Source organism: Veillonella fallax, assembly GCF_020687175.1.
Taxonomy (GTDB): Bacteria; Bacillota; Negativicutes; order Veillonellales; family Veillonellaceae; genus Veillonella; species Veillonella fallax.
This window is the reverse complement of record NZ_JAJEQD010000001.1, coordinates 115,922-128,677: the sequence shown is the minus strand read 5'-3', so window position 1 is coordinate 128,677 and position 12,756 is coordinate 115,922. Positions and strand designations below refer to the sequence as shown.

The 12,756-nt window shown below is 37.3% G+C and carries 12 protein-coding genes; 1 reads left to right on the top strand and 11 read right to left on the bottom strand.

Going from position 1 to position 12,756, the window contains the following annotated elements:
- Nucleotides 1–2: 2 nt before the first annotated feature.
- From ispD to LKD20_RS00560, 7 genes are all read right to left on the bottom strand, one after another.
- The gene (gene ispD, locus LKD20_RS00590) at nucleotides 3–1,178 is read right to left on the bottom strand and encodes a 2-C-methyl-D-erythritol 4-phosphate cytidylyltransferase (protein ID WP_227720363.1); all 1,176 of its coding nucleotides are present in this window, start codon (nucleotides 1,176–1,178) and stop codon (nucleotides 3–5) included.
- Nucleotides 1,162–2,313 (bottom strand): PIN/TRAM domain-containing protein, encoded by a 1,152-nt coding sequence (locus LKD20_RS00585; RefSeq protein WP_227720361.1) that lies wholly within the window; start codon nucleotides 2,311–2,313, stop codon nucleotides 1,162–1,164. Before LKD20_RS00585 ends, ispD begins: the two co-directional genes overlap by 17 nt.
- 15 nt (nucleotides 2,314–2,328) lie before the next feature.
- Nucleotides 2,329–3,702, bottom strand: coding sequence for a DNA repair protein RadA (gene radA, locus LKD20_RS00580; RefSeq protein ID WP_024065771.1), 1,374 nt, complete (start codon nucleotides 3,700–3,702; stop codon nucleotides 2,329–2,331).
- A 170-nt stretch (nucleotides 3,703–3,872) separates the two neighbouring features.
- Nucleotides 3,873–6,320: an ATP-dependent Clp protease ATP-binding subunit gene (locus tag LKD20_RS00575; RefSeq protein WP_227720359.1), complete on the bottom strand. Its 2,448-nt coding sequence runs from the start codon at nucleotides 6,318–6,320 to the stop codon at nucleotides 3,873–3,875.
- A gap of 87 nt (nucleotides 6,321–6,407) precedes the next feature.
- Entirely contained in the window at nucleotides 6,408–7,469 is a 1,062-nt protein-coding gene (locus LKD20_RS00570; protein WP_227720357.1) for a protein arginine kinase, read from the bottom strand.
- A gap of 12 nt (nucleotides 7,470–7,481) precedes the next feature.
- Nucleotides 7,482–7,979, bottom strand: a complete 498-nt coding sequence (locus tag LKD20_RS00565) for a UvrB/UvrC motif-containing protein (RefSeq protein WP_227720355.1) — start codon at nucleotides 7,977–7,979, stop codon at nucleotides 7,482–7,484.
- A gap of 48 nt (nucleotides 7,980–8,027) precedes the next feature.
- Nucleotides 8,028–8,507, bottom strand: coding sequence for a CtsR family transcriptional regulator (locus LKD20_RS00560; protein WP_024065767.1), 480 nt, complete (start codon nucleotides 8,505–8,507; stop codon nucleotides 8,028–8,030).
- A gap of 214 nt (nucleotides 8,508–8,721) precedes the next feature.
- On the opposite strand from LKD20_RS00560, the gene LKD20_RS00555 reads away from it, so the two are divergent.
- Nucleotides 8,722–9,228, top strand: coding sequence for an S-adenosylmethionine decarboxylase family protein (locus tag LKD20_RS00555; RefSeq protein WP_005386379.1), 507 nt, complete (start codon nucleotides 8,722–8,724; stop codon nucleotides 9,226–9,228).
- A 105-nt stretch (nucleotides 9,229–9,333) separates the two neighbouring features.
- On the opposite strand, the gene LKD20_RS00550 is transcribed toward LKD20_RS00555, so the two are convergent.
- Genes LKD20_RS00550 through LKD20_RS00535 form a run of 4 tightly spaced genes read right to left on the bottom strand, consistent with a single transcriptional unit; the run spans nucleotide 9,334 to nucleotide 12,747 of the window.
- Nucleotides 9,334–10,017, bottom strand: coding sequence for an HAD hydrolase-like protein (locus LKD20_RS00550; RefSeq protein ID WP_227720351.1), 684 nt, complete (start codon nucleotides 10,015–10,017; stop codon nucleotides 9,334–9,336).
- Nucleotide 10,018: 1 nt separating this feature from the next.
- Entirely contained in the window at nucleotides 10,019–10,444 is a 426-nt protein-coding gene (gene sufU, locus LKD20_RS00545; RefSeq protein WP_024066921.1) for a Fe-S cluster assembly sulfur transfer protein SufU, read from the bottom strand.
- 14 nt (nucleotides 10,445–10,458) lie between these two features.
- Complete coding sequence (locus LKD20_RS00540; RefSeq protein WP_060924276.1) at nucleotides 10,459–11,688, bottom strand: SufS family cysteine desulfurase; 1,230 nt, start codon at nucleotides 11,686–11,688, stop codon at nucleotides 10,459–10,461.
- Between the two features lie 12 nt (nucleotides 11,689–11,700).
- The gene (locus tag LKD20_RS00535; protein ID WP_227720350.1) at nucleotides 11,701–12,747 is read right to left on the bottom strand and encodes a SufB/SufD family protein; all 1,047 of its coding nucleotides are present in this window, start codon (nucleotides 12,745–12,747) and stop codon (nucleotides 11,701–11,703) included.
- Between the last annotated feature and the right edge of the window lie 9 nt (nucleotides 12,748–12,756).

Here is a 12,756-nt window from a genome sequence, read left to right as displayed (position 1 = left end):
GATTATACCTCTCCTTCATATACAGAAACGACAGCTTGTGCAGCAATGCCTTCACGGCGCCCGATGGCCCCAAGCATTTCATTTGTTGTCGCTTTAATACTAATACGTTCTAATGGTATTTCTAAAACAGATTGTAAGTTAGACTTCATCGTGTCGATGTGTGGTTTTAACTTAGGTGTCTCTGAAATAACCATAATATCTATATTATAGGCTTGTAACCCACGTTCTTTCAATAAGGAATTAACCTTTTCTAGTAAAAGCATGCTAGAAATCCCTTTATACTGGTCATCTTCAGGCGGGAAATAATAGCCAATATCTCGTAGACCTGCAGCACCTAGCATAGCATCCATCAATGCATGAATGAGAACATCCGCATCGGAATGACCATCAGGGCCGAGTTCAGATTCGATATGAACACCGCCAAGAATACATGGGCGACCTGCTTTTAATTGATGAATATCATAACCAAATCCAACGCGCATACGTGTATCCTCAATTCCTAAATATCGCTTAGCTACTGCAATATCATTTGGTGTTGTCACTTTAATATTACAATAATCCCCTTCAACTATATGCACAGACTTGCCTACATACTCAACTAGTGATACATCATCAGTACCAAGATACTTAGTTTCATATGCCGCTTGATGAGCCTCTACAAATAATTCTTTTTGAAAGCCTTGTGGCGTTTGAATTTGGTATAGCTCACTGCGCTGTAATGTTTCTAGAACATTATGGTCCATATCAACTCGTTTAATAGTATCTGTAGCTGGAACACCTACCGTAGCAGCACCATAGGTATTAGCCGAGTCAGCAACATTATTAAACATTTCTGTAGAAGCTAATGGTCGCGCTCCATCATGAACAAGGACAATATTGGTATCCTCTGATACAGCCTGTAAGCCACATGCTACAGAATCTTGCCGTTCTTTTCCACCAAGTACGATGTGAACTGGAACAGTTAAATCCAACTCTTGAATATGTTTTGTCATATATTCTTGTTCACCATCGGCTACAACAAGAATAATCTCATTCAAACCTTCAACCTTTGCTACATTTTGTAGTGTACGTTGAATGATTGAAAATCGGCCTAAAGGGATAAATATCTTATTTTCTTTATATCCCATGCGGCGCCCAGCACCAGCGGCGAGAACAATACAACTAATTACCTTGTCCATTTTGTCCCCCATCTACACGAGCAAAAATCATGCGACCTGCACTCGTTTGTAATATAGATGTAACCATAACCTCTACGGTTTGGCCCACATAAGGTTTACCATCTTCCACAACAATCATGGTACCATCGTCAAGATAGGCTACACCTTGATGTACTTCCTTACCTTCTTTCATAATTTGCACGCGAATCCATTCACCTGCAATGAGGGCTGGTTTAAGTACATTAGCGAGCTCATTAAGATTGAGTACTTCAATACCTTGTACTCTAGCTACCTTATTTAAGTTGAAATCGTTAGTCATCAACTTCCATTGCTTGTCTAAAGCAAGACGCATCAATTTAGAATCAACTTCTGTAAGATCATCGTAATCATCTTCCACTACTTCAATAGCTACCTTATTGGCATCTTGCATCTCTTTCAAAATATCGAGACCACGACGACCACGATTGCGTTTTGTAGCATCTGCAGAATCAGAAATAATTTGTAACTCATTCAATACAAAGAGCGGTACCATTAGAGGTCCTTCAATGAAGCCTGTATTACATAGCTCCTTAATACGTCCATCAATAATAACGGATGTATCTAATAGTTTTGGAGTACTCGTCGTTTTATCAGATTTATGAGTGGAGAACATTTTAAAACGACTAGTCTTTTTATTACTATCTCCGCCCCATTGTTGTACATAATTATTGTACATTTCAGGGCCCTTGCGAGCCATGATTTTAAGGCCACTATATCCAAAGATAGCACTTAAAATAATAGGAATGTAAGGTCCTATAATAGGTACTTGATTGAATGCAACACCAATTAAATTTGCAATAATAAGACCGAATAATAAACCGATGGTGCCTGCAATCAATTCTTGATTTGGAATATGAGTAAGAATACGTTCTAATCGTTTAGCAATCACTAAACCTTGTTTTAAAATGAATGAAGAAATTAAATAACCAATAATAACGCCAATTAAAGTACCAAGAATTAATACTGAAATACGTGCAATGGTCAATGACATATCCCCAAAGGACTCGAATTGAGAGACCAAATATGGGTCGATAATAGGTGCTAAGCTATCCATTCCAACATAGGCCGCTGTACCCACAAGAATGGCTATTACATAGCGCAATATCCGATAAATCATCAAATCACCTCCTAATTAAGAAAATACCAGTTGCATTGCTTCTTGAATAGATTTAACGCCTCTAATTTTGATAGAACTATCATTATCCTTGATCTGCTTATAATTGCCTTCAGGAATAATAAACTTTTTAAAACCTAATTTTTTAGCTTCATTAATACGCTGTTCAATACGTGGAATACTACGAACATTACCGGTTAAACCAACCTCGCCTAAGATGACCATATCAGTAGGTACAATACGATTTTTTAAATTAGATACGATAGCAACAGCCATTGATAAATCACAAGCTGGCTCATTCACCTTGAGACCACCTATAACATTGACATATACGTCTTTATTACCCAATGTAAAGCCACATCGTTTCTCTAGTACTGCTAACAAGACAATTAGGCGATTTAAATCATAACCTATGGCAGTCCGTCGTGGCATCCCAAAAGCAGTTGTAACTACAAGGCTTTGTACCTCTACAAGAATAGGACGAACCCCTTCAAGATAAATCATAACAGCACTGCCACTTTCCTCATCAGATCGTTCTGCCAATAAGGATGCTGATGGATTAGATAGCTCTTGTAAGCCTTCCTCAACCATGGCAAAGATACCTGTTTCAGATGTAGATCCAAAACGATTCTTAATAGAGCGCAAAATACGGAATTGGTAAGACCGTTCACCTTCAAAATAAAGTACCACATCCACCATATGTTCTAACATCCGTGGACCAGCAATATTGCCTTCCTTAGTTACGTGTCCAATGATTACTGTTGGAATATTGCGTTCTTTACAGAATCGAAGAAGTCGAGATGTACATTCTCGCACTTGGCTTACACTGCCTGGAGCAGCATCAATATCACCGGTATACATGGTTTGTATAGAGTCAATAACAAGTAAAGATGGCGTCATTGCATCAGCTTGCTCTAAAATATGATCTAAATCTGTATCGGCAATCACTTGTAAACGTTCACTATTAATATGAAGTCGTTCTGCTCGAAGTTTAAGTTGTAACTGAGACTCTTCACCAGATGCATAAAGAACTGTACCAACAGTATCGGCTACCTTTTGGGAAACCTGTAGTAATAATGTAGATTTACCGATGCCTGGATCGCCACCTAATAGCATTAAAGCACCAGGTACTATACCTCCACCTAATACGCGGTCAATTTCACCAAAGGTTGTAGATACACGCGCAATGGAGGAAATTTCAATATCCGGTAAAGCAGTTGGTTTTGTTGTTTGGTTTCCCACACCTCGTGAAGGTGTGCGGCTATGTTTAGTTTCTTTAATAATCTCTTCAACTAATGTATTCCATTCGCCACACTGTGGACAACGTCCCATCCACTTAGATGACTCAGCCCCACAATTCTGACAGAAGAATACTGATTTTGCTTTTGCCATATTACCTCAAAATTTTTATATAAGATAAAAAAGGTCATGAATGATAACCATTCATGACCTTTTATGCATAATTTTACTACATGGTTAACTATCACTATTCTATAGTATACCATTTAAGCCATATAATTTATATGAAAGGTAGTCATTAACTATATATTTTTGTATTTATATTAAACCGTTACAACAATATCGTTATCCTTTGCATCTGCTTTAATTGTTTTACCTGCTATCGCCTCTCCTTTCAAAATAAGATCGGATACAGGGTCTTCAATTAAACGTTGAATAGCACGTTTTAAAGGGCGAGCACCCATAGTAAAATCTGAACCTTCTTTAACGAGTAATTTCATAGCCTCAGGTGTAATTTCTAAGTGCAAATCACGTTCTCCAAGACGTTTTGTTACATCACTCATCAAAATAGTCACAATTTTTGTTAAGTCCTCTTCAGTTAACGGATGGAATACAATCATCTCATCAATACGATTCAAAAACTCTGGTCTGAAATGACTTTTGACTGCATCCATAACAGACTTTTTAGCCTCTTTAAAATCAATATTTTTAGCATCTTTAGCATTAGATTCAGCTTTTTTCGGTGCTAAGAAGCCTAGTTCTGTAGAGTTCTTATGCAATGCTTTAGCTCCTAAATTACTAGTCATAATGATAACCGTATTTCTAAAGTCTACGGTTCTACCTTGACTATCTGTAAGTCGGCCATCATCAAGTACTTGTAATAGGATGTTAAAGAAATCAGCATGAGCCTTTTCTACTTCATCCAGCAAAATAACGCTATATGGTTTACGACGAACTGCATCAGTGAGTTGACCGCCCTCTTCATATCCTACATATCCAGGAGGGGCCCCAACTAGACGAGAAACAGTATGCTTTTCCATATATTCAGACATATCAAGTCGAATCATTGCAGATTCATCGCCGAACAAGGAGGATGCAAGTGCTCTTGCTAATTCAGTTTTACCAACCCCTGTTGGTCCAAGGAATAGGAATGAACCAATAGGACGTTTTGGATCCTTTAATCCAGCCCTTGCACGGCGCACAGCTTTCGCTACAGCTGTAACAGCATCATCTTGACCGATAACGCGTTTATGTAGCTCATCTTCTAAATGAAGCAAGGTTTCAGATTCTTCTTCTGCAATTTTAGCCACAGGAATCCCAGTCCACTGAGCTACTACTGCAGCAATATCTTCCTCTGTAACAATGAGTTTTTGATCACTTTCCTCTTTAGCTACAGCTTTTTTATCATCAATCTCTTTAACGAGAGCTTGCTCTTCATCACGAAGCTTAGCTGCCTTTTCAAAATCTTGAGATGTAACAGCAGCTTCCTTTTCCTTCTTTACCACATTGAGTCGGTCTTCTAAAGCTTTAACATCTGGCGCTGCAGAAAAGACTTTCATACGTACCTTAGAGGCAGCTTCATCAACCACATCAATAGCCTTATCAGGCAAAAATCGATCTGTAATATATCGACTAGATAAGGTAACAGCAGCTTTTAATGCTTCATCTGTAATTTTAGCCTTATGGAAAGCCTCATAGCGATCTCGCAAGCCCATCAAGATTTCAAGAGCATCCTCTTCATTAGGTTCCCCTACTTGAACAGGTTGGAAACGACGCTCTAAAGCAGCATCTTTTTCAATATGCTTTTTATATTCATCAAGTGTCGTAGCGCCAATCACTTGGAATTCACCGCGTGCTAAAGCTGGTTTTAAAATGTTTGCCGCATCCATTGCACCTTCAGTAGCACCTGCGCCAACCAATGTATGAATTTCATCAATGAAGATAATCATATCATCATGTTGTTGTACTTCATCGATTGCTTTTTTCAAGCGTTCTTCAAATTCACCACGGTATTTTGCACCAGCTAACATGGAACTAATGCTAAGCGAAATAATGCGTTTGTTGCGCAAAATCTCTGGCACATTTCCATTCACAATACGTTGTGCCAAACCTTCAGCAATAGCCGTCTTACCTACGCCAGGTTCACCGATAAGAACTGGATTATTTTTAGTTCTCCGGCTAAGAATTTGGATAACACGTTGAATTTCTGTATCACGACCAATGACAGGATCAATCTTACCTTGTTTTGCAGACTCATTTATGTCTGTAGCGAAATCAGCTAAATCACCTAGGTTACCATTATGACTCGCACCCTCTTGCCCATTATCATCACCATTTGTATTAGAGCCAAGAATGTGACGAATCGCTTCTACTATATCATCGGTACGAATATTCATAGCTCGTAGAATGCCAACTGCTACGCCGCCACCGTCACTGAGTAATCCTAAGAGAATATGCTCAGTACCAACGTAATTATGATTCATGCGATTAGCTACTTGAATCGCTAGCTCAAGTACATGCTTAACGCGAGGGGTCATATATATGGAGGTTGCTTTTTTATTACCACGACCAACTTGTTCTTCTACAGCTTCAAAAATATCTTCTGTAACAATACCAAGCTCTTCTAAAGCCTTAGCGGCAACACCATTTTTAACCTTTGTAAGGCCGATGAGTACGTGTTCAGTGCCTACATAGTCATGTCCTAGTTCCAGTGCTGCTTCTTGAGCAAAGGAAAGGACACGCTGTGCATCATCTGTAAACCGTTGCATCATAATATCACCTCATCTATCTATGTAAATTGTAATTATTTCTCTTCAAATATATGTAAACAACGGTAGGACATACCATTGGAATAGCTATTAATATGAAAGCTTTTGGCGGATTACCTTTGCCCGATAGCTATCACGCTCGATTTCTGTTAGATCATCATTTCCTGCATATTTAGAAAGAAAATTAGGTCTAGTTATGGCGATTAATTCATTAAATGAATCCTTACTCCAAGAAGGTAAAATCTCTAAGTCAACGCCTAATTGGATATCGCTAAGCTTTGTTAAGGCCTCTTTACCATTTACACGACGCGCATATTGTAAAACGCCAAACGAGCGCCATAATACATCTTCTAAACCTTCTTTATCATTATGTAATAAGGATTGTCGAGATTTTCGCTCTTCTGCAATGATACCTTCTACAATCTTCGTCAATTGCTCGATGGTATCCTCTTCACTGACACCCATAGTACGTTGATTAGAAATTTGGTAAATATTTCCTAACGCTTCGGAGCCTTCTCCATATAGTCCACGTACAGAATAGCCTAATTGAATGATGCTACGTATGAGTCGTGTAATTCGACCAGATATGGTCAATGCTGGCAAATGTAGCATTACAGATGCTCTCAAACCTGTGCCTACATTCGTAGGACAGGCTGTTAAATAACCAAATCGTTCATCAAAAGCATATGGATATTTTGCTTCAATAGCCTTATCTATTGTTTGAGCATGTTCATAAGCTTCTTGTAATCGCAATCCTGAAACCATTGATTGAATCCGCAAATGGTCTTCTTCATTCACCATAATTACAATAGATGCATCGTCAGATACTACTAAATTGCGATATGGCAATTTTTCCTCCAATGCAGGACTCATTAAATGTTTTTCAACCAATATAGCTCGCTCACGCTCGCTTAATTGCTCAAGATTAATATTGGAGTATTGATGTCCATCTACTTCTTTTAAAGGTTGAAGCAAACCTCTAGAAATGGTATTTACCTTTTCTAAAGATGACGTATCATTACGATTTGTAAACAATATACCATCAAAATTTCGTGCTAATCGGATTCGACTAGATATGACAATATGATCGGTTGCGTCCGTATCATGTTGTAGCCATGGGCTTAAAGGAGAATCTAATATAGTATCTAACATAATAAGAACCTCCTATTCTTTATCGCCACCAATGATGGCTTCTAATTCTTTTATTTTATCTCTTAAAATGGCTGCATCTTCGAAGTTCTCAGCTTGAATTGCTGAGTCTAATTGATGACGTAACCGCTTTAGTTCATACTTTGCTTTAAATACATTATGACCATGACTAGGAACAGTTCCTTCATATTCAGAACTACCTTGTAATCTTTGTAATAACGGTTTTATTTCACTAGCAAAGGTTTCATAACATGTATTACAACCAAACTTGCCTACCCGATTGAACTCATCATAGGTAATACCACATTGAGGGCAACGTTTAGACTGATGAGATTTTAATAGATTGTCAGGATAGACCATATTCTTAAAGAACTCATTGGTAAAAAAGCTATCATCCCACATATCATTCATAAAGGAACTATAAGGAGATAATTTTCCCTCCTGCTGTAGTGCTGTAGCACATGTATTGCACAAATGTTGTTCCGTCTTCTGATTATTTACAATATTTGTCATGTGGATGGTAGCTTCATTTTTATGGCAATGATCACATATCACTGATCATCACTCCTTCCGTAGTGTATCCACCATTGTTGCGTATAGCTCACGAATTGCATTATTTCGATGTTCAATATCTGTATTTTCAATCAATGTAGCAAAAGAATTATGCATCAATTGAGCCTCACGACGAGTAATTTTTTCTGCTTGTAGTAATTGAAATAATGATTGGTCTACATCTTTTATATCAATTAAACGATCTACTGTATTTTGACCTTCATAAATACGATAGGTTGTTACAGCTGGTAGAGAATCAGAACTTTCTGGATTTAATTTTGTGATTCGAATATATCCACCTAATCCACGTCTTGATTCAACATCAAACCCACGCTCATTGGAAAATCGCGTACTTAAAACATAACTAATTTGCGAAGGTGCACAATCTAACTCATCAGCTAATTCGTTACGCTTTAAAATTAATTTCTCTTGTTCTTCACGCATACGATCCAATATAAACTTTTCTATTTTATCAGCTATCATACTCATAAAAAACACCTCTTTAACATTTTATTTAATATATATTTTGACTATTTGCTTTTTACATATATCTATTATATTTGACTTTTTGACTTTAGTCAATATAAAGGTCAAATTTCTATACTATACATTTGACCTTTTAATACATCCCCCTATAATTGGACTTAATCTTAAATTATAGGTATAATAAATGAGATATATTTTTATGAAAGAAGGTGTTGTTATGGCAGAAGCATTAGGACAAGAACTGTTAATTGATTTATATTCCTGCGATGAAGATGCAATCTCATCCGCTACAGCTGTACAAGAAAGTGTAGCAACCGCATTTGATTTAGCTGACCTTGATGTTGATGAAATCAGTTGTCAAGTTATGGACGAGGAGATCGCCCTCCTATCTGTTGCACCAGGCTTTCACTTTACATTGCACACGTATCCTGCTCTAGGCTATGTGGCTGTTGATTTGTATTCTTTTGAGCAATCCTTACCGCTCACATTAATTATGAAAGCGTTGCGTAAATCTTTCAGAGCAGAAAAGGTAAAAGCAACAAGTGTACAACGTGGCGACTTTGGTAACGAGCGCGATATGAAGCCACGTCGCAAAACAAAGATTACTACACTTGGTCGTGTTTCTCGTACACGTATTCAACTCAAACAAACAGGCGGCAAATTGAAAAAACAAAGTGCTAAGGTTATCAAAACATTAGCTAAAAAAAGCGGTCTAAAAAAATAATACAAAGGACTAACCTTATTGGTTAGTCCTTTTATTAGATAGATACAAAAAGGCTAGAGGAAATTCCTCTAGCCTTTTTAAGGTTAATATTTTATTTATAAGAGCTTATCTACGAACCATCATTTCTTCAAGATCGAGAACGTCAGCAATTTCATCAACATTATCACAGATGTACTCTGCATCGGCTTCTTTTAGTTCAGCTTCTGTACCATAACCATAAGTAACACCGATAGAAATACAACCAAGTTCGTTAGCTGCCTCTACATCATACTTACGATCGCCTACCATAAAGGCCAAACGACGACCATTTTCATCAGTTAAAGGATTGCCACAAAGTTTAAGAGCTTTTTCAAGAATCTCTTTCTTATGCAATAAACCACTTTCATAATTAGCACCTACAATTACATCAAAGTAAGGTGTTAATTCAAAGTGATCTAAAATATCCTTAGCATAATGCTCAGGCTTTGCTGTAGCAACGGCAATAGTATATTGTTCTGTTTTGCATTTAGCCAACAAGTCTACAATATTCGGATACACTTGATTTTCAAATTTACCGATTGTACCATATCGTTCGCGGAATTTAAAGTACGTTTCTTCCGCTTGGTCAAAGGTCATGCCACAATGCTCTTGAAAAGCATCTACCAATGGTGGTCCTAAAAATAATTGCAATGTTTCTTCATCAGGAACATCATAGCCAAAATGTTCCAATGCAAATTTAATACTTTTAAGAATACCTTCTTGAGAATCTGTTAAAGTTCCATCTAAATCAAATAATATTGTTTTCTTCATATTATTTCTTTAAAGCCTCTTTTAATGTATGCCATGCAAGAACCGCACACTTAACACGCGCTGGCATGTTAGAAATATTTTGCAATGCCATAGCATCTTCTAATTCTTCTAACTCATTTTCATCGGTAATTTCTTTTTTGATCATACCTAAGAAAATTTCTACCAAACGAAGAGCTTCTTCAACAGATTTTCCCTTAATAATATCAATCATCATAGATGCAGACGCTTGACTGATAGCACAACCAGAACCGGTGTAAGCAGCATCTTTGATAATGCCATCTTCTACGTTGAGTTGTAATGTTAGATCATCACCACAACTAGGGTTATGGCCATGTTCAGAATTTGTAAAATGAGCTAACTCATGTTTATTACGCTTATCTTGGTTATGTTCCAAAATAAGTTCTGTATATAATTGATCCATTTCCATTGATGGTAAATCTCCTAATCTTTAAAACCCATTACTGAACGAACTGTCTTCAATACTTCTAGGAATGCATCTAGATCTTCCTTACGAGTATATAAGTACATGCTTAGACGAGTAGATGCAGATACATTGTAGAATGCACCTAATGGTTGTGCACAATGGTGTCCAGAACGAACACAAATGCCTTTAGAGTCCAAAATCGTAGCTACATCATGAGGATGTACATCATCTACAGTGAATGCAATTACACCATGTTTTTCCTTAGGATTTTGAGACCCAATCACATGAACATGTGGTAATGCAACAATTTTAGGAAGAATATATGCTACTAGTTCTTCTTCATAAGCTTCAATAGCATCCATGCCAAAGGATTCTAAATAATCAATTGCCGCATGTAAGGAAACGGCGCCATCAGCATTTGGTGTACCTGCTTCAAACTTATAAGGAAGCTCATTGAATGTAGCAGTTTGTTCTTTTACATATTCAATCATATCCCCACCCAATAGGAAAGGTGGCATCGCTTCTAATAACTCACGTTTACCATAAAGCACACCAATACCTTGAGATGCACACATTTTATGACCAGAGAATACGAAGAAATCACAATCTAATTCTTGAACATCAATTTTTTTATGAGGTGTAGATTGAGCACCATCGAGAACTACTACAGCACCTACGGAATGCGCTTTTTCAGTTAATTCCTTTACAGGGAATTCCATACCAAGCACATTACTAACATGAGCAAAGGCAACAATTTTAGTGTTCTCATCAATTTTATTGATTTCACCATCTTTTAAATGCCCATGTTCATCAAGGTACATATATTCTAAGGTTGCCCCTGTTTGTTCTGCTACATATTGCCATGTTACAAGATTGGCATGATGTTCCGCAACAGTAATGACAATCTTGTCACCTTTCTTCACATTATGAAGACCATAGCTATGAGCAATCAAGTTCATAGATTCTGTACTATTACGTGTAAATACCACTTCTTCACGCTCACGAGCATTGATAAATTCAACTACGCGATCACGTGCATTTTCATAATCTTCAGATGCTTCAATAGCTAAAATATGAGAGCCACGATGTGGATTACCATTACGTTGTGTCATATGTTCCACAACACGATCAATTACGGATTGTGGAATTTGTGCAGTAGCACCGCTATCTAAATAGATAACGCGGTGCCCATTATGCTCTTTATGTAGTATAGGAAAGTCTTTGTATGCTTCTGCAATTGGTCTCATAAAAACGCCTCTTTAAATTTTATTACGTACAGCTGCTAACGCTGCTTCTTCAATCGTTTCATCACCAATGCGATCAATAATAGGTCGAATCATAGATTCTACAATGATATGTTTTGCTTCTACTTCACTAAAGCCACGGCTCATGATATAGAACAATTTATTATGATCAATTTGGCCTGCACTCGCTGCATGATTACCCACTACATTATCTTCTTTACACAATAATAGAGGTAAAGAAACAGATTTTACAGTTGGATCTAACAATAAGCAAGTATCTTCTTCCGCACCTTCAGAAGCTGTTGCACCATGAAGGAAATCAAGAGTACCACGGAAAGATTTTTTAGAATTGCCACTAAGAGCACCTAATGTATGAATATCACTGAAGGATTTTTTACCACCATGACTCATAATCATGGAGATATCAAATTTTTGTTCTTCGTTACCAAGATAAGCAATATCATGAACCATATGAGATTCTTGACCTACTAAATCATGATAGTAGTTCAAAATATTTTCGCTACCACCAAGTTCAATATTGATGTATTCTACATCTGCTTTATCTTCCAATTTTGTATAACGATGTTCGATATGTTGTACATGTTCAGGTAAAAGATTTACCTTTTTCACTACAACTTTACCGCCTTCTTTTACATCGTATTCATTTAAATAACTAACATTTGTTAAAGCTTCACCAGTGCCAGTTACATAGAATTGTACCTCTAGTTCTGCCCCTTCACCAACGATGAATTGGAAACGGTTAGCTACACGTGCATTAGCATCAATGCGGATGCCTACAACTTCCTTTTCCTTAGCAGGAACATTGATAGCATAACCTTCTGCATTATCCACCAATGCTTGAACAGCATCCTTATTAGCACCTTCATATTTAGCATTTAACAGTGCTGTTCCTGTAGGCAATGGTGAAAGTATATTTTGATTCGCTTCTACAGCGATGGATTGTACAGATGTATCTTCTCCAGCTAGAGAGCTTACAGTATGGTTAACACGCAACCATCTGAATGTCGGTCTAGGGAGTTCATTAAATAGTAATTCGCTCATAATTCCTCC

Bases quoted from the DNA above. Each gene is read 5' to 3' on its own strand.
- ispD (WP_227720363.1), bottom strand. From the start codon at position 1,178: ATGGACAAGGTAATTAGTTGTATTGTTCTCGCCGCTGGTGCTGGGCGC.
- LKD20_RS00585 (WP_227720361.1), bottom strand. From the start codon at position 2,313: ATGATTTATCGGATATTGCGCTATGTAATAGCCATTCTTGTGGGTACA.
- radA (WP_024065771.1), bottom strand. From the start codon at position 3,702: ATGGCAAAAGCAAAATCAGTATTCTTCTGTCAGAATTGTGGGGCTGAG.
- LKD20_RS00575 (WP_227720359.1), bottom strand. From the start codon at position 6,320: ATGATGCAACGGTTTACAGATGATGCACAGCGTGTCCTTTCCTTTGCT.
- LKD20_RS00570 (WP_227720357.1), bottom strand. From the start codon at position 7,469: ATGTTAGATACTATATTAGATTCTCCTTTAAGCCCATGGCTACAACAT.
- LKD20_RS00565 (WP_227720355.1), bottom strand. From the start codon at position 7,979: ATGACAAATATTGTAAATAATCAGAAGACGGAACAACATTTGTGCAAT.
- LKD20_RS00560 (WP_024065767.1), bottom strand. From the start codon at position 8,507: ATGAGTATGATAGCTGATAAAATAGAAAAGTTTATATTGGATCGTATG.
- LKD20_RS00555 (WP_005386379.1), top strand. From the start codon at position 8,722: ATGGCAGAAGCATTAGGACAAGAACTGTTAATTGATTTATATTCCTGC.
- LKD20_RS00550 (WP_227720351.1), bottom strand. From the start codon at position 10,017: ATGAAGAAAACAATATTATTTGATTTAGATGGAACTTTAACAGATTCT.
- sufU (WP_024066921.1), bottom strand. From the start codon at position 10,444: ATGGAAATGGATCAATTATATACAGAACTTATTTTGGAACATAACCAA.
- LKD20_RS00540 (WP_060924276.1), bottom strand. From the start codon at position 11,688: ATGAGACCAATTGCAGAAGCATACAAAGACTTTCCTATACTACATAAA.
- LKD20_RS00535 (WP_227720350.1), bottom strand. From the start codon at position 12,747: ATGAGCGAATTACTATTTAATGAACTCCCTAGACCGACATTCAGATGG.